Source organism: Acidobacteriota bacterium (assembly GCA_009861545.1).
Classification (GTDB): domain Bacteria; phylum Acidobacteriota; class Vicinamibacteria; order Vicinamibacterales; family UBA8438; genus WTFV01.
In genome coordinates, this window is record VXME01000092.1 from 23,109 (window position 1) to 40,245 (window position 17,137).

A 17,137-nucleotide genomic window follows, 5' to 3' on the forward strand; every position below is an offset into this window, starting at 1 on the left:
AGACTGTCGCCAGAATATCACGGACGCGACGGGCTCGCTGTCGCCAACGTGTACACACGGTGCCGCGACGACGGGGAGTGCATCCTTGGACGGTGGGAACATCTACCAGGACACTCAGACGGCCTTGGCCGCCTTCGCCGCCTCGATCTCCTCGTCGCTCATGCCGAGCACGGACCCGAGAATCTCCTCGGTGTGCTCGCCGAGCAGCGGCGACCGCACGACGTCGGCCGGCGAGTCCGACAGCTTGATGGGATTGCCGACGGTGAGGTACTTGCCGCGGGTGGGGTGGTCGACCTCGACGACGGTGCCGGTGCCGCGCAGCGACGGCTCACGGGAGAGCTCCTGCATCGACAGCACCGGGCCGCACGGGACGTTGAGCGGGTTGAGGATCTCCATCACCTCGAACTTGGTCTTGGTCTTGGTCCACTGCTCGATGGCGTCGAAGACCTGCTCCAGCTTCGGGAGGCGCGCCTCCGGGGTGTTCCATTCCGGGTCGTCGAGCCAGTCGGCGCGGCCGATGGCGCGGGCGAGGCCGGCGAACGCGGCCGCCTGGGTGATGACGTAGATGTAGGCGTTGGGGTCGTCCTCCCAGCCCTTGCACTTGACGATCCAGCCGGGCTGGCCGCCGCCCGAGGCGTTGCCCGAGCGCGGGGTGGCCTCGCCGAAGGTGCCGTTGGGATACTGGGGATACTCCTTGAGCGGGCCGTGGGTCAGCCGCTGCTGGTCGCGCAGCTTGACCCGGCAGAGGTTGAGGACGCCGTCCTGCATGGCGCAGACGACGCGCTGGCCGCGGCCGGACTTCTCGCGCTGGAAGAGCGCGGTGACGATGCCGAGGGCCAGGTGCAGGCCGGTGCCGGAATCGCCGATCTGGGCACCGGTGACGGTCGGCGGCCCGTCGTCGAAGCCGGTGGTGCTGGCGCCGCCGCCGGTGCACTGCGCCACGTTCTCGTAGACCTTGCAGTCTTCGTAGGGGCCGGGGCCGAAGCCCTTGACCGAGGCGTAGATAATGCGCGGGTTGATCTCCTGGATGCGCTCCCAGGTGAAGCCCATGCGGTCGAGGGCGCCCGGCGCGAAGTTCTCGGCCAGCACGTCGCACGACTCGATGAGGCGCGTGAAGATCGCGCGGCCGGTCTCGGACTTCGTGTTGATCGTGATGCTGCGCTTGTTGTGGTTCAGCATCGTGAAGTAGAGGCTGTCCACGTCGGGGATGTCGCGCAACTGCCCGCGCGTGGCGTCGCCCACCCCCGGGCGTTCCACCTTGATCACGTCGGCGCCGAACCAGGCGAGCAACTGCGTGCAGGTGGGGCCGGACTGCACGTGGGTCATGTCGAGAATGCGAACTCCGTCCAGCGCTTTCATGTCGGTCTCCGTCTACTTCGGCGAACCCTTGATCCTGATCTGCTCGTCCACGATGGTCTTGCTGAGCAGGCTGACGCAGGCGTAGAGCGCGCGCAGGGTCGGCACCTCGACGCCGGTCACCTCCGCCAGCTCGACGACGGCGCCGAGCATCCCGTCGATCTCCAGCGGCTTGCCCACCTCGACATCCTGCAGCATCGAGGTCTTGTGCTTGCCGACGCTCTCGGCGCCCGCGATGCGCCGTTCCATCGTCACGCGGAAGCCGGCCCCGAGGCGCTCGCCGATCGTCTGCGCCTCGGTCATCATCGCCGCGGCCAGCGCGCGGGTCAGCGGGAACTGGCAGATGTCGACCAGCGTCGCGTGGGTCAGCGCGCTGATGGGGTTGAAGGTCAGGTTGCCCCAGAGCTTGAGCCAGATCTCGGAGCGGATGTCGGTCAGCACGCGCGCCTTGAAGCCGGACTCGGTGAGCAGCCCGGCGACGCGCTGCACGCGCGCCGACTCGCTGCCGTCGAGCTCGCCCACCGGAAACCGGATGCCCTCGATGTGCTTGATCACCCCCGGCTCGGTGATCGCGGCGGCCGGGTAGGCGATGCAGCCGATGATGCGCTCGGGATCGATGGCGTTGAACAACACGCCGCCCGGATCGACGGTCTCGACGACGCGGTCCGCGTACGGTCCGCCCAGTTTCTGGAAGTACCACCACGGGATGCCGTTCTGCAGCGTCACGAGGCAGGTATCGGGCCCGAGCAGCGCCGGCAGGTCGTCGACGACGGCGGCGATCTGATGCGCCTTGAGGGCCAGCAGCACGACGTCGTGCGGCCCGAGGTCGCGGATCCGGTCGGTTGCGGTCAGGTTGTCGGCGACCGACTCTGCACCGTCCTCGATCAGCTTCATGCCGTTGGCGCGGATGGCGGCCAGGTGCGGGCCGCGGGCGATGACCGAGACGTCGTGCCCCGCGCGGGACATGCGCACCGCCATGTAGCCGCCGATGGCCCCGGCGCCGACAACGCAGACTTTCATGAAGGGTCCTCCGGACGGATCGGCCGGCGACCACCCGGCCACCGGCGCAGGCAACGCCTCGCCGCAATCGCGGCGGGAGCACGAACCGCTACTTCGCGCCGCCGGCCACCTCGCGCTCCTCGGCGCGGTGCCCCGCGAGAATGCCGTCCATGCCGATGTTGCCCTCGTGGCAGGCGTACTCGTAGATGGCGTCGGTCGTGCCCATCAGCGGAATCAGCACGGTCCAGGGCCGCGTGTAGGTGGTCGGATCGTCGATGGTGACCTCGTAGTTCAGCGTCCGCGGCCCGACCCGCGTGAAGCGCTCGGTGACCCGCAGATGCTGCGACGAGAGGCCCCGGAACGTCGCCTGGGACGAGTAGTTGGCGGTCTCGACCACCAGCGTATCGCCCTCCCAGTAGCCGCGCGAGTCGCCGTGCCACAGCCGGACGTCGTCGTCGAGCGGCGGCGTCCCGTCGATCGGGATGACGCGCGCGTCGTGGTTCATCTCGTGGTAGACGACGACGTGGTCGGGGCTCTGGAAGATCTGGTAGTAGCTGTTGTAGCCGGCGCCGAGGCGCGGCACCCCGTAGGTGACGCAGCGCTCCGAGAGCGGCCGGTCGGTGTAGGAGTCGGCCGGATGGTCGCGCCGGTGCGCCCGCAGCATCGCCTGCCGGTCGCGCGCCGAGGCGGTCAGGGCGGGAATGCGGCCGTCGGGCGGATCGATCACCAGCGACGTCCGGTCGTTGAAGTCGCGCTCGACGATCCAGAACTGGTTGTAGTTGCCGGTCGTCGGATCGTAGGACGAGGCCTTCGTCCGCTCGATAGCGGCCAGGACGAGCTGATCGCCGAACAGGGCGTCCCCGTCGTCCACGGCCAGCGCGGCGGCAGCCCTGAGTTCCGCGAGCTCTTCGTCGGTCAGCCGCTCCTTGCCCGCCCACTCCGGCGGGCGTTCCAGCGGCGTCGCGTTGTTGTTGGCCCACACGCCCTGCAGGTCGGGCTGGCCGTCGGGGGTGCGCGGCAGTGTCCAGTCGCCGTCCTGGGCGGCGGCCGGCGCGGCGAATGCGACCACGGCAACCACGGCGGCCAGCAGACCCGTCGAGATCGGGCATCGTCTACGCATCTGGGATCTCCTCGTGCGCGCCATTCGGACCGGCGCGGCGCGCAACCCGTGATTGTAGCCGGTCGGAGCGCCGCGACGCCACCGCGTCAGGACTCCTCCTCCGGTCCGGAAATCGTCCGCGTGCCCGGCCCCGGCGGCTTCGGGATCACCGACCCTGCCCCCGACGACCACCGTCTCCGCCACGCGGCGGCGTGACGCGATGCAGACGCGGATCGACGGGCACGGACCTGTCGCCGTCGAGGTGCTCCAGAGTCGCCATGACGCGGCCGAGGACATAGGCCGCCGCGGCGGTGAGCATGAACAGCAGGGAGACGGCGACCTCGTCGGCCGGACGAAGCTCGACGTAACGGTGCACGAGGAGTGCGGGCGCCACCATGACGGTGCAGGTAAGGCCCCGGACGCCGGACCGGCTTCGGTTGTCCGTGGCGTCGAACCAGCCGCCGGCCAGGTCACCGCCGATGGAGAGCGCCAGGGCCAGCCCGCCGGCGGCCAGCCCGTTCAGGATGGCCAGGCCCCAGGCCAGGTCGAGGAACTGCCGGAGCGCGATTGCGACGAGTACGCCGGTTGCCATCGCAATTGCGTATGGCTGCGCCCTGAGAGCCCGCCGGGGCTTCCCCGGTCCATGGCCACCGTACGGCGGGACCACGCGATGCAGGCGCGGACCGGCCGCGCCGACGTTGCCGTCGGAAGGCGCCCAGGTCGCCGTGATGCCGCTCAGCGTGCAGGCAGCAGACCCGGTGCACGCGAACAGCAGGCTGAGCGCGGACCCGTCCCCCCGGTCGAGCAGCTCGATCCCGAGGGCGTCCTCGATGAAGACCGCGGGCGCCGCGACAGCGCAGGCGAGAACGATGCCGACGTCGAGCCGACGGTGGCGCCCTGTCTCCATCAGGCCGGCGAATCTGCCGTCGCGCAGGCAGATGGAAGTCGCCAGCGCGAGCGCGCCCGCGGCGAGGCCGTCCAGGACAGCCAGTCCCCAGGCCACGCCGTAGAACTGTCCGTATCCCACGGCGACGAGAACACCGCTGCCGACGCCGATGCCGATCGAACGCGGCGTCAACAACCGCACCGCGGGCACGAGGCCGCCCTGGTGCTCGAGAAGGCTCATGTCTCCTCCTCCGGGCGCGCGGCGGCGAAGAGGTCTCTCCGCAGGTCCAGCTTGACGCTGACCATGCGCACCGCAGGATGATCGAGCTCGATGGGCTGCGCCTCGCCGAAACGCTGGAAGTTGCGTACTGCAAGGTAGTGCAGCAGCCTCATGCGGCAGGCCCTCCGCCGCGGGCGACCAGGAGATCCCCGGCGTCATCCACCGTGCCGCTCACTTGTCGAACAGGCTGCGGTTGGCCTCCGCCCGTGCCGCGACTCCCGCGAGGTGCTCGTCGAGCAGGTAGCCTTCGGCCACCAGCGCCTCGGCGGCGCGCATGATCCGCGCGCGGTACTCCGCGAAGCTGCCGTAGCGCTCCTCGACCGACAGGCGCGGATCGCCGGACGCCTCGCGGTCGGCCTTCGTCCGGGGAAACGCGATGTAGCCGCCGGCGAGTCCGAGCGGCGCGTCGGGGACGCCGATTGCCGGATTCCGCAGGTTCCAGCCGGTGTAGGTGGCGACGGGGACCACGACGGCCGGCATGCGCAGCGCGCCGATCTCGTTGTTGTCGTCGTCGAGGACCGGCACGCCGACGCCGTAGCGCTTGCCTGTCCTGACCGGCGGGTGGTTGTCGATACGCCGTTCCGTCGCGAAATCCTCGCCGTAGTCGAGGAAGTCGGGCTGCTGAATCGCCGTCGGGTACCGGACGCCGGGGAGCGCCTTCCAGCCCGCCTCTTCCGCCCTCCAGCCAACGAGGGTGCCGTCCGCAATGCGCGGGTGCATGCTCGGCGGCGGAGGCACGCCGTCCGTGACCCAGCGGTCCATCGCCAGGAACAGCGCCTCGAGAAACGGCTGGTAGACGTTCGGATTCGGCGGCAACTGCCCGCGGTTGGACGGTTCGGTGGCCCGGCCGTGCTGGGAACCGCCGAAGACGTAGACACGCACGTCATCCGGGATCGCGCTGTCGCGCCGCCCGGTCGGATCCGTCACCACCAGCGAGGCGCTCCGGTGCCAGTACTCGGAGCTGGTATCGAGATGCATCACCCTCGGCGCGGTGCCGCTCGCGCGGGCCCGGCGCAGCAGGCTGTCGGTCCGACCGGTGAACGGGTCGGTCTCGTCGCCGTAGGTGAAGGGAAAGACGTCGACCGGGTAGAGGTGGCCGCTGTGCTCGGTGGCGGTCCGCGTCGGCGACGCGAAGCGATGGTTGAAGAAGCCCTGGCCCCCGCCGGCGACCAGCGGCATCACGCCGTCGAATACGATACGTCCCTGCTCGTCCGCGTTGAACTCTTCGTACAGGAACGTCCGTAGCGCCCGCCCGCTCTGCGAGCGACCCTCGCCGATGACGCGCTGCGCCAGGGGCCGGCCGCGGACGTCGCGCAGCGGGTTCATCGACGAATCGTCGTGGCGCAGGAACGACACGAAGTCGCGGATCGCCGCAAACCCGGCGCCCTGTACGACGGAGCCGAACGCTTCGTAGGTCAGCTCGTAGATCACGCCGGGCTCGAAGCCGCCATCGAGCCGGATGTCTCCCTCGATGAGACCGCTGCTTTCCTCGCGCGCTCGCCTGGTGAGGAAGAACTCCCACCGGTCGCGAGGGATGAGCTCGGGTGCGTCACGCTCGCGAAGCCGCCTGGTCAGGGTCGCCCGCGGGAGCGCGCTGGCAACCGGCTCGAAAGCGAGCTGCCGCCGGTCCGACACCGCGAGGCGATCCGTGGCCACGTCGCTGATCATCTCCGCGCGGACGGTCCCGGTGACCGGCACGTAGTCCTCGTCCAGCGCAACGGGGGCCGCAAGACGCAGCAGCGACGGGTCGGGCGGGACCTGGGCGATCCAGCCGCTCCAGACCGTCACGTAGCCGTGCCGCAGGAAGAACGGCTGCATGCCCCACCGCCGGCGCCCCCGGTTGTTGACGTCGTAGAGCACGGTGGGCTGCGCCAGCGAGCGGTCCAAAGGTGCGATGATCTCGAAGTCCCCGTAGAATTCCACCCGTCCCTCGCCGTTGTCCGCGGCGAGGCCCAGATCGACGACCGCCCGGTTCGCCTCGTGCTCCGGGTCGAGCGCGTACACGACACGCCCGCGGATCCGCTCGTAGCGCCCCACCTTGTCCGGCACGTCGTCCGCGAACGGCTCGCGGGAGGTGATCGTCACCTGAATCACCTCCGCGCCGGCGGGCGCCGACGGCGTGAGGATGCACAGAACCAGCGACACTGCGGAGAATCCTGTCCTGACTCCCATCACTTCATTCCCCTCGGACCGCGCTTCGGACACCACCGTCACCGCCCGCGTCGGAGTCTTCCGAATCCTCCCCCGCGGTGGTCACCGCTCCCTGCCGTCCGCCTGCTCCCTCGCCGCCTGCTCTCCGACAAACGAACGGCGCGACGCGCCCGTCCGGAAACGTCCGAACGGCGCGCCGCGCCGGTAGTTGCAATCCGCGCCGGTAATCTACCTGGCCAGCGGATCCGGCCGGAGCTGGAACTGCACCACCTTGCTGGGCGTCCCCTTGCCGGTCTCGGTGTGGAACGGCGCCCGCGTGCCGTAGGTCGCCCACAGTCCGCGGCCCTTCCAGCCGGCGTCCGGGTCGTCGATCCGGCCGTCGAGCCACTTCGTGTAGAAGCCGAGCGGATACGGCACCCGGATGATCACCCACTCGCCGTCCTTCAGGGCGAGAAGCCCCTCGGAGGCGTTGCCGGTGTTGATCGGGATGTTGTCGCCGAGGCCGAACGTGTCGAACTGGTCGACCCAGGTGTAGTAGCTGCCCTCGGCACTGCCGGAATCGTCGACGCCCTTGAACTTCGGCAGCGGCTCCTCGTAGAGCGTCCAGCCCTCGGGGCAGTGCTGGCCGGTCGCGTCGGGCCCGTTCAGCGGCCCGGTGCACTTGCTGCGGTCGAAGCTGGCCATGTGCCCGCTGGCCAGCGGGGTCCAGACCACGCCGTTGCGGTCGATGTCCATGCCGCGCGGCGAGTAGCCCTGCACCTCGGCGCCGGGGTTCTCCCACGGCACCTCGAACACCTCGGTCAGCGCCGTGTTGGACGGATCGTCGCCCGGATCGAGACGCAGCACCGAGCCCGGGAAGCCGAGCGACGAGCCCCAGATGGTTCCGTCGACCGGGTTGTAGGCCACGCCGTAGAAGCCGGTGGTCACCCGGCGATCCTTCGTGGGATCGATGGGCTCGTTCGGCTCGGTGAACTCGTCGCGCTGGCCGTTGCCGTTGGTGTCGAGCACCAGGGCGGTCCAGCCCTGCGAGGCCTCCTCGTCACCGGTCTCGAGGAACATCTTCGTGTCCAGCCAGCCGATGACCGGCCCGCCGCCGCTGGTCCAGAGGGTGTCGTTCTCGTCCTCGGCGAAGATCAGGTGGTGCGTGCTGTAGCAGGTGCCGACCAGGGTCATCTCCTCGGTCGCCGGATCCCAGACGGCCAGGTGCCGGTTGGCCCGGGCGTTGGGGAAGGCCTGCGCCGACGGGTGATCGGAGCCTTCGAGGCACATGTCCGGGTTCTGCGGCCCGCGCACGCGCGAGGTCAGCCAGACGCGGCCGTCCGCGTCGAGCATCGGGTTGTGAACGTTGGTCTGGCTGTTCCAGATCGCCTCGTCCCCCCAATAGGGCGACGACGCCATCGGCGGTCCGGCCGCCAACGGGGTGTCCGGATCGCGCACCGGCACCGGAATCTCGCTCGAGGCGTTGGCCACCGGGTCGAGCACCGGCACGTAGTCCGCGCTCGCCTCCAGGGCGCCGTAGATCGGGCCGTAGGCGTTGACGGTGGGATCGCGCTTGTCGGTCGAGATCTCGTCGTGGAGGTAGGCCTTCTCGTCGGCCCAGTCCCACTGCGACACGACGATGTTGCGCTCGACGCCCTGCGGCCGGCGCGGCGCCTCGGGCAGCTCGCCGGCCATGATCCGGTCGGTCCAGTCGGCGAACATCTCCAGCGCCGCCTGCCGCCCCATCCGGTTCAGCCCGTTCGACATCGAGCCGCCGGCCTGCCCGGACTGGATGCGCCGGTCCCAGGCCGCGACCATCGAGTCGAACTCGCCGAGTTCCGGCGGCACCTCGCGGGTCGCCAGGTTGCCGAGCGAGTGGCAGGCGGTGCAGCCGCCGGACTTGACGGTGCGCATCCACTCCGCCTGGCTGCGCATGTTCGGCGAGATGCCGTTGCCGTCCGGACCCGTGCCGGGGAACTGATCGCGGTCGGGAACCTCGATCAGCGACAGCCAGTGGCCTGCCGGGTAGTACTGCGCCGCGGCCGCTTCGTCCGGCGCGACGACGGCGGTCAGATTCAGGGTCGAGCCGGGAGGCGTCCGGACCTTCTCCGAGTCGACCAGGCCGTAGCCGCGGACCCACACGTCGTAAGTCGCATCCGGCAGGTCGGGAATCAGGTAGCGGCCGTCGTCGTCGGTGACGACGATCCGATTGAACCGCGTCGGCAGATCGGTGGTCTCGGCAATCACCCAGACGCCCGCCTCGGGGCCGTCGGGGCCGGTCACCACGCCGCCGATGTCGTCGCCGTCCACCGCCACCGCCTGCCATGCGCCGGCGCTGCCGGCCGACAGGGCCACGACGACGGCGCCGATCACCGCCGCGATACCGGCTCGATAGAGCATGTCACTACGCATCTCGTCGCCTCCAGTCAGCGCTCTTGCACACCCGTGTCCACCGGGCCGGCCGGTGTCCGACCAGGCCCGGCTGGATCGCCCTCGAACAGCCGACAGTAGCATCTTTTGCGATGCGGTGCGCCTTGCGCGCTATCGCCGCGGCGCGGCGCCTCCCAACTGATCCACGTGCACGCGCGCCACCATGTGCATGTATCCACCGGCCGGTGCGTACCGCTCGTCGGCGGCCGCCTCCAGGTGCACGCGCGCGTCGGCGTCGTTGCCGAGCGCTTCGTGATACAGCCCCACGTACAGATGCGCGAAGAACAGTCCCGACGCGCGCCCGCGTGCCGCGGCGCGTTCACCCGCGGCTATCACCTCCTCCGGCGTCAGCTCCCGCCGGAACATCTCGTAGATCTCGCGCATCGGGGCGCGAGAGTCGGGCCCGACCGGCAGCAGCGCCTCGAACGCCGCGGCGGGCGAATCGGCGCGCGCCACGCACAGGAAGTGCCAGGCCGCGTTTTCGACGTCGTTCGGATTGACCAGGCGGTGCGACTCGAACTGCTCCCGGCAGTCCTGGTAGCGGCCGACGTAGTAGAGGGCGATCCCGCGCTGCCAGAGCTGCGGGGCGGCGCGCGGCACCAGCGCGGCCACCTCGTCGAACCCGGTCGCCGCCGCGGCCAGGCGCCCGGCGGCGAAGTCGCCGACGGCGCGGTCGAGCACCGCGCGCGGGTTCTGCGCCGCCGCCCCGGCGCAGGCCAGCCCAATCAGCACCACGGCGGTGCACGCTCCCCGGACCCCGAATCTTCTTGTCTTCACGAGTCCTATACTACGCCGTCGTCGTGATCCCTACGCAACCTTGCTATACACTCGCGTTGCCATTGTGAAGTCCCGCGTCGAAGAGATGCACGAGGCATCCGGTGACGGGACGAGGAGGGAAAGATGACACGCACACGTTCGTTCGGAATCGCCCTGCTGCTGGCGATGGTCATGGCCGCGCCGGCCGCGACGCAGTCCAACAGCATGAGCTTCTTCATCACGAGCGCCGGGCCCGGCGACGGCGCCAACCTGGGCGGGCTCGAAGGCGCCGACGCGCACTGCTCCATGCTGGCCGAGACGGCCGGGGTCGGCGGCAAGACCTGGCGCGCCTACCTCAGCACCACCGGCACGACCGGCGTCAACGCCAGCGACCGCATCGGCAGCGGCCCCTGGTACAACGCCGATGGCGTCGAGATCGCCTCGAGCGTCGCCAACCTGCTGGGCGACAACAACCTGACCAAGCAGACCCAGTTGAACGAGAAGGGCGAGATCGTCAACGGCCGCGGCGACGATCCCAACATGCACGACATCCTGACCGGGACGCAGCTCGACGGCACGGCGTGGGAGGGTGAGGGCGACACCACCTGCAGCAACTGGACGAGCAACGCCGCGGACGGCAGCGCGCTCGTCGGCCACCACGACCGGACCGGCGGCGGCGCCAACCCGAGCCACTGGAGCACCGCGCACGGCTCGCGCGGCTGCGGGCAGGCCAACCTGCAGGCGACCGGCGGCAACGGCTTCTACTACTGCTTCGCCATCGACTAGGCGCGACCCTGCCGGTCGCGGCCCGACCTGCGGGTTGGGGTGGAGTTTCGCTGGCGCGAAACTCCTGCGATGCGGGATTCGAGGACGTGGGCTCGCCGTCCCGGCAATTCCGGGGCGGCGGGCCCTTTTCGCGTACCGTCCTGTGTGCGGAGGAGCAGACCTGGCTCGCGCACCCGGCAAGTCCGGGGCGGCGGGCCCTCTTCGTGTGCGGACGAGGGTCCCCTCGCCACGCCGATATAATCAGAAGGCACCTGCATGATGCAGCTTTCTACGTCCTCCCGCTCCCGGCACGGGACGTTCGTTCCGGCCGCCGCACTGATCGCCGGTGCGGCCGTCCTCGGCATGGCCGCGGCGGTCTCGCTCGAACCCATCGTTCCGGAAGCCGCGGTGGAGAATCGCCCCATCGCGGTCACCGAGGACCGCTACGTCTCGTCCGAGACCTGCCGGGCCTGCCACCCCTCGCAGTACCAGACGTGGCATGGATCGTTCCACCGGACGATGACGCAGGTCGCCACCCCCGAATCCGTGCGCGCCGACTTCGACGGCGTCGCGGTGGACGCGGGACCCGGCCGCCCCATGCGGCTCGAGCGCCGCGGCGACGAGTTCTGGGCCGAGTTCGACGACCCCGGCTGGGAGGGCGACCCGCGCGACCGACCGCGCATCACCCGGCAGGTGGTGATGATCACCGGCTCGCACCACCAGAACATCTACTGGTACTCGACCGGGCACGAGCGGGCGCTCAACGTCCTGCCCGCCGTCTACCTGCTCGACGACGAGCGCTGGACTCCCCGCAACGCGGTGGTCCTGGCGCCGCCCGGACAGGGCGTGGCGATGCTCGACGGGCACTGGAACGCCGTCTGCATCGACTGCCACACGACGCACGGCAAGACCCGCTTCGATACCCCGTTCCGCTCCGAGCCGATCCGCAATCAGTCGGTCGACACCACCGTCGCCGAGCTCGGCATCGCCTGCGAAGCGTGTCACGGACCGGCCGCCGCGCACGTCGCCGCCAACCGGAACCCGTTGCGCCGCTACGCGCTCCACGCCGGCGGCGCGTCCGATCCGACCATCGTCGAACCGACGCGCCTCGACCCGCGGCGCTCGTCGCAGGTCTGCGGCCAGTGCCACAGCATCTGGGAGTTTCCCGACCCGACGGCCGAGCGCGCGGCCAGCGCCGCCGGCCTGCCGTTCCGGCCCGGCGACGAGCTGCGGGAGACCCGCTTCGTCGCCCAGCCGCGGGTGAACGGCCGTTCACCGGCCATGCGGAACCTGATCGCCGCGGACCCCGACTTCGTGCGCGGATCGTTCTGGGCCGACGGACTCGTCCGCGTCTCGGGCCGGGAGTACAACGGCCTCATCGACTCGCCCTGCTTCACCGATGCCGCCGCGCCGGAACGCACGCTCTCCTGCTTCTCGTGCCACACCATGCACAAGACGCCGGAGGACCCGCGGACGATCGCCGAGTGGGCGGACACCCACCAGGTCTCCGCCGGCATGGGCGGCGACGCGGCGTGCACGCAGTGCCACGACGGGATCGCCGCGGACGTGGCCGCCCATACGCACCACGCGCCGGAATCGGCCGGCAGCCGCTGCTACAACTGTCACATGCCGTACACCTCGTACGGCCTGCTGCGCGCCATCCGGAGCCACACGGTCACCAGCCCGACGGTGCGCGAGAGCGTCGAGATCGGCAGGCCGAACGCCTGCAACCTGTGCCACCTGGATCGCACCCTCGCGTGGTCGGCCGACCAACTGCGCGACTGGTACGGTCAGTCGCCCCCCGACCTTCGTGGCGAGGAACGTTCGGTGGCCGCGTCCGTCCTCTGGCTGCTCGCCGGCGATGCCGGCCAGCGCGCCCTCACCGCCTGGAGCTACGGCCGGGAGCCGGCGCAGGAAGCCTCGGGGACGAGCTGGATGGTGCCCTACCTCGGCGAGCTTCTCGGAGACCCCTACGACGCGGTCCGCTTCATCGCCGCCCGGTCGCTGCGCACGATTTCCGGCTTCGAGACGCTGCAGTACGATTTCACCGGCAGTCGGGACGCACGGATCGAGGCGGCCGTCGGCGCACTCCGGGCGTGGCGCAACAGCCCGCGCGCACGGACGCGACGCGATCCCGAGCTGCTCTTCGGCGTCGACGGCACGCTCGACACCGCGGCGATGCGGCGCCTCTTCGACCGGCGCGACACGCGGCCGCTCTTCCTGCGGGAGTAGCGGTCCGTGGCCCCCAGCCCTTCCCCGCCGCGACCCGACTACGTCCGCCGCCACCTGCGCTTCGGCTGGTGGTCGCTCTTCGTCTTCCTGCTGCTCGGGGCGACGCTCGAGACCCTGCACGGCTTCAAGGCCGGCTTCTACCTGGACGTGTCCAACGAGACGCGCCGGCTGATGTGGACGCTCGCCCACGCCCACGGCGCGCTGCTCGGAATCGTGAACGTCGCGGCGGGCGTGACGCTGCGTACCCTGCCGGAGCTGCCGGGTGACCCACGCATCCCCCTGATTTCTGCGACACTCCGCGCGGCAACCGTGCTGCTGCCGGCCGGGTTCTTCGCGGGCGGCGCCACGTTCTACAGCGGCGATCCCGGCGTCGGCATCGCCCTCGTGCCGGTCGGCGCGGCCTGCCTGGCGATCGCCGTGTTTCTGCTGGCGCGCGCCGTCTCTACCCCGTCCGGCCCGCCGGCGGCAACGGAAAGGCGCCGGCGGAACGGCTGATCGCTCTCCGCGCCGTTCTGGATGGGCGTGGAGTCGTGGCGAGGCGACAGAAAGCGCCGCCGGAACGGCTGATCGCTCTCCGCGCCTCGCATACGTGGATGAACGTGCTATGCTCCGGTAGGTGGTACACGGCTTATGGAGCAAACGACGAAACCAGTTCACCGGCGCACCCCGTCGCGGCTGACCGACCGGCGCCCCGGCGCCCGGCCCGCCGGCGCCTCGCCATCGGCGACGGCGACAACCCCCGAGTTTCCCGGCTGCCGTCCGATTCACGTTTCCCGGAGCGCGATAGCGGACTACGAGGGGCGCCTGGAGTACTGGGAGGCGGATACCGAGACCGCGTGGGTGGTCCGCGCACCGGTCAGCGTCTGGCACGAGCTTCCCGGACAACGCCTGGCGCGACTCGTCGAGCGGATCGCGGCCGTTCGGGGAGCCGCCATCGAGACGGTCGGCAACGCGGACCTTCTGCTTCGCAATCCGGCCGGCGAACGCCAGCGCATCCTCCAGGCCGACCAGGTGGTGTATCTGCGCCAGCAGGCGGTCCGCCGGATCGGGCCCGCCATCGAAATGGGTCGGGACGAACTGCCGGACGTGATCCTGGAGGTCGATCTGACAACCGACGTCCGCCGCGGCAAGCTGGCGCTGTACGAGTCGTGGGGGTTCCCGGAGGTATGGGTCGACGTTCCGGATCGCCGTACGCCGAGCAGCCCGGCCTCGCGCAAGCCCGGATTGACGATTCACCTGCTGGGGCCAGATGGGTACGGCTCGGCGGCGACCAGCCGGGCGTTCTCCGGCTGGTCGGCGGCGGAGATCCATCGAGCCCTGAACGAGGACGCGCTGTCCGGCGAGACCGTGGACGTTCTCCGGCGCGTGGGCCGTACTCTGGGCCGGCGGTCGGGCACCGGACCGGACGACGATCCGTTCCTCGCCGCCGAGCGGCGCGAGAGTCGTGTGGCAGGCCGGGCGGAAGGCGCGTGGGATGGCGCACGCCAGGCCGTCCTCGAGGTCCTCGACGTGCGGGACGTCCGCCGGTCGGCGACGTTCGCCGCGCGGCTGGATGCGTTCACCGGGCTGCCGGTCGCGGCCCTCATCCGCGCCGCCGTCGAGTGCCGGAACGAGGAAGACTTCCTGCAACGCCTCGACGCGCTCGCTCACCGCTGAGCCCGAGCGGGTTCATCGCACCGTCGGATGCCGGAGAACAACGGCCCGTACACGACGAAGGGAGCCCCCACGTGAGGCTCCCTCGCCGGTATCCGCGCCGACGGTATCGCCCGCCGGCCGCCGCGGCAGTGGGGCTTCCTACCGCACGGTAACCGTCAGGTCGGCGGGCGTCAGGAACATCGCGTCGGACGCCCAGGCCCGCAGCGTGTAGGTGCCGGGCGAGTCGAACGTGACGGTCGTCTCGAAGGTCGCCGAGGTCCAGCCGTCGCCGTCGATGTGCGTCGCCGGATTGCCAGACGAGGTCGGCGCGGTCAACACGCCGTCGACCTCCCGCTCGAGCTCCCGCTCCTCGACGGAGCGCTGGAAGCCGTCCGGCTCGAAGTCGCCGTCCTCCGGACCGCGGTAGACGATCCAGTGCAGCGACAGGCCGTTGCGCGGCGGGCGCGGCTTCTCGTACCAGCGGATGTTGTCCGGAACGCGCGGCTGCCCATCCGGCGGGATCAGCGTGGGAAGACGCGTGCGCGGCGCACGCGGCGCCAGTTCCAACGGCAACTCGTCGTCGCGAATCACCGCGGTCAGCGTGAGCGCCTCACCGACGCCGACCCGCTCTGCGCTCGCCGACACCTCCACCTCCGGCGGCCGATTGGCGAACAACTGCTCCACCGGACGCCCGAATCCGGTGCGCGAGTTCGAGGTGATGGTGTTCTCGTCGATCTCCCATTCCGGTTGCAGCCAGCCGTAGGCCCGCTGCTCGCTGCCGTGCGCGGTCACGGACCAGATGACGCCGTCCTCGGGATTGGGGCCGGTATCGGCCGGCATCGGCATCGTGAACTGGTAGCGCTGCGTGCGCGGATAGAAGTGGGTCGGCTGCCCCCGATCCTCGTCGCCGGGCGAGAAGAAGTTGTCCGGACCGACCGGAACGTTCGGCTGCTCCCGGTAGTTGCGGTTCAGATACCCGAAGTGGAACAGGTAGCCGCCGTCGTCGCGGCGCGTCCAGCCCTCGAAGATCGGCTGGATGTCCTGGCCGCCGTCGAACCGCTGCTGCGGCTGCGAGGCGATCGGCACGTCGCGTGGATTCACCTGCGCGTGGGTCACGCCCACCGCGCCGACGGCCAGAACCGCCACGACCGCGGCGCAGATCCAACGGAAATACGTCTTCATGATGCCCTCTGTCGTATCGAAAAAGAAAAGCACTCTGCGGAGGACGCCCCCGCAGAGTGCTCGGTCCAAACCCTGACTCCGTCACCGTAACGCTAGTCGTTGTTGTTGGCGCGGGCGTCCAGCTCCTCCTGGTACTCCTCTTCGGTGAGGTCGTACCAACTGATCCAGCCGAACGCCATCTCGTCGATCGTGCGGCTGCCGCCGCCGGTCCAGTTCAGCGCGTCCACGTTGCCCCGGTGCGACTCGGTGTTGTCGTGGTAGCTGATGACGTGCAACTTCGTGCCGGCCGGGTAGACCGGCTGGGCGTCGTCCTCGTAGTTGTAGACGATGTGCCAGTTGAAGTCGAAGTTGACGCAGCTAACCATCTCGGTCGTCGAATTCGGGTAGATGAGCTCCAGGCACTGCCGCTTGCCGAGGAAGTGCATGTGCGGCTGGAAGCCGGTCAGCTTGCCCGGCAGATACATCGTCGCGTAGCCGTCGTGCCGTGTGACCTGCCCGGCCGGAATGTCGAGCTCGCCGGCCTGCCCGAGCTGCCGCGAGTACAGAATCTTGTCGGGAACCTCGCCCTCCGGATAGAGGACCAGGCCGAGATCCGTCCGGTCCACCACTTCCTCGCCGATCGAGTGATAGTGGAAGCTGAAGCGGACGCGCGAGCCGCCCTCGAAGATCTTTCCGGTTCCGTCCGGGTACTTGTCGGCGTTCTTGCCGACCGCGTACTCGTTCAGGAAGAAGTCGTTCGAGCTGTCGTTGAGCGGCGCATCCGGATCCGTGACCGCGTAGGTCAGCGCGTGGTGCACGACGCGCAGATCGCCCGCCCTGGTCTGGATGGCCTGGATGTAGCGGTCGCTCGGGATGCCGGAGTCGACGATGTAGTCGCCCCACCAGTCGCCCGCCTCGGCCGGCACGGTGTGCGGCGGCGAGGTCACGATGACGTCCGGCTCGATCTCCCAGGCGCCGAAGTCGGGCAACTCGACCTGCGGCGGCGCATCGGCCGGGTTGCCGCGCGGCGCGCCGGCGTCGGCCCAGGCGGCCACGAGGTCGATCTCGGCCTGCGACAGGGAGCGGTCCTGCTTGAACTCCTGGATGCCGACGTTCGGATCGACGTGCCAGGGCGGCATCTCGCGGGCGACGACCTTGTTCCTGATCGAGCGGGCCCAGGGCCGCGTCTCCTGGTAGTTCATCAGCGACATCGGCGCCATGTTGTTCGGCCGATGGCAGACCTGACACGAGCGCTGCAGGATCGGCTCGATATCCTTGTGGAAGGTCACGTCGTCGGTCTGCGCGGCGGCGACGCCGGGCAGCAGCACCACAAGAGCGGCCGCGGTAGCGACCAGCGCCAATGTGGCTTTCTTCATCTGAGCACCTCCAGGAGCGGCACGCACAAAACC

The 17,137-nt window shown here is 70.1% G+C and carries 13 protein-coding genes; 4 read left to right on the top strand and 9 right to left on the bottom strand.

From position 1 onward, the window contains the following. Positions 1-114 precede the first annotated feature (114 nt). The 7 genes from frc to F4X11_15140 form a co-directional block, all read right to left on the bottom strand. A complete protein-coding gene (gene frc / locus F4X11_15110) occupies positions 115-1,359 on the bottom strand; it encodes a formyl-CoA transferase (protein MYN66338.1) in 1,245 nt (414 codons plus the stop codon). A 12-nt stretch (positions 1,360-1,371) separates the two neighbouring features. Further along, the gene (locus F4X11_15115; GenBank protein ID MYN66339.1) at positions 1,372-2,376 is read right to left on the bottom strand and encodes a 2-dehydropantoate 2-reductase; all 1,005 of its coding nucleotides are present in this window, start codon (positions 2,374-2,376) and stop codon (positions 1,372-1,374) included. A gap of 88 nt (positions 2,377-2,464) precedes the next feature. Further along, positions 2,465-3,475 (bottom strand): hypothetical protein, encoded by a 1,011-nt coding sequence (locus F4X11_15120; GenBank protein ID MYN66340.1) that lies wholly within the window; start codon positions 3,473-3,475, stop codon positions 2,465-2,467. 145 nt (positions 3,476-3,620) lie between these two features. Next, on the bottom strand, positions 3,621-4,580 hold the full coding sequence (locus F4X11_15125; protein MYN66341.1) for a hypothetical protein: 960 nt from the start codon (positions 4,578-4,580) through the stop codon (positions 3,621-3,623). Positions 4,581-4,790: 210 nt separating this feature from the next. Continuing rightward, positions 4,791-6,764, bottom strand: coding sequence for a hypothetical protein (locus tag F4X11_15130; GenBank protein MYN66342.1), 1,974 nt, complete (start codon positions 6,762-6,764; stop codon positions 4,791-4,793). Positions 6,765-6,998: 234 nt separating this feature from the next. Then, positions 6,999-9,149 carry a carboxypeptidase regulatory-like domain-containing protein gene (locus F4X11_15135; protein MYN66343.1) on the bottom strand — a complete coding sequence of 717 codons (2,151 nt, stop codon included), beginning with the start codon at positions 9,147-9,149 and terminating at the stop codon, positions 6,999-7,001. Between the two features lie 141 nt (positions 9,150-9,290). After that, positions 9,291-9,956 (bottom strand): hypothetical protein, encoded by a 666-nt coding sequence (locus tag F4X11_15140; GenBank protein ID MYN66344.1) that lies wholly within the window; start codon positions 9,954-9,956, stop codon positions 9,291-9,293. A gap of 123 nt (positions 9,957-10,079) precedes the next feature. On the opposite strand from F4X11_15140, the gene F4X11_15145 reads away from it, so the two are divergent. The 4 genes from F4X11_15145 (at position 10,080) to F4X11_15160 (ending at position 14,588) form a co-directional block, all read left to right on the top strand. Beyond that, positions 10,080-10,721 (top strand): hypothetical protein, encoded by a 642-nt coding sequence (locus tag F4X11_15145; protein MYN66345.1) that lies wholly within the window; start codon positions 10,080-10,082, stop codon positions 10,719-10,721. A gap of 255 nt (positions 10,722-10,976) precedes the next feature. Continuing rightward, entirely contained in the window at positions 10,977-12,932 is a 1,956-nt protein-coding gene (locus F4X11_15150; GenBank protein ID MYN66346.1) for a C cytochrome precursor, read from the top strand. A 6-nt stretch (positions 12,933-12,938) separates the two neighbouring features. Next, positions 12,939-13,427, top strand: a complete 489-nt coding sequence (locus tag F4X11_15155; GenBank protein ID MYN66347.1) for a hypothetical protein — start codon at positions 12,939-12,941, stop codon at positions 13,425-13,427. A gap of 135 nt (positions 13,428-13,562) precedes the next feature. Further along, the gene (locus tag F4X11_15160; GenBank protein ID MYN66348.1) at positions 13,563-14,588 is read left to right on the top strand and encodes a hypothetical protein; all 1,026 of its coding nucleotides are present in this window, start codon (positions 13,563-13,565) and stop codon (positions 14,586-14,588) included. A gap of 138 nt (positions 14,589-14,726) precedes the next feature. Here the strand turns inward: F4X11_15160 and F4X11_15165 are convergent, their stop codons facing one another. Beyond that, a complete protein-coding gene (locus F4X11_15165; GenBank protein MYN66349.1) occupies positions 14,727-15,749 on the bottom strand; it encodes a hypothetical protein in 1,023 nt (340 codons plus the stop codon). Positions 15,750-15,841: 92 nt separating this feature from the next. Continuing rightward, a complete protein-coding gene (locus F4X11_15170) occupies positions 15,842-17,104 on the bottom strand; it encodes a hypothetical protein (GenBank protein MYN66350.1) in 1,263 nt (420 codons plus the stop codon). Positions 17,105-17,137 lie beyond the last annotated feature (33 nt).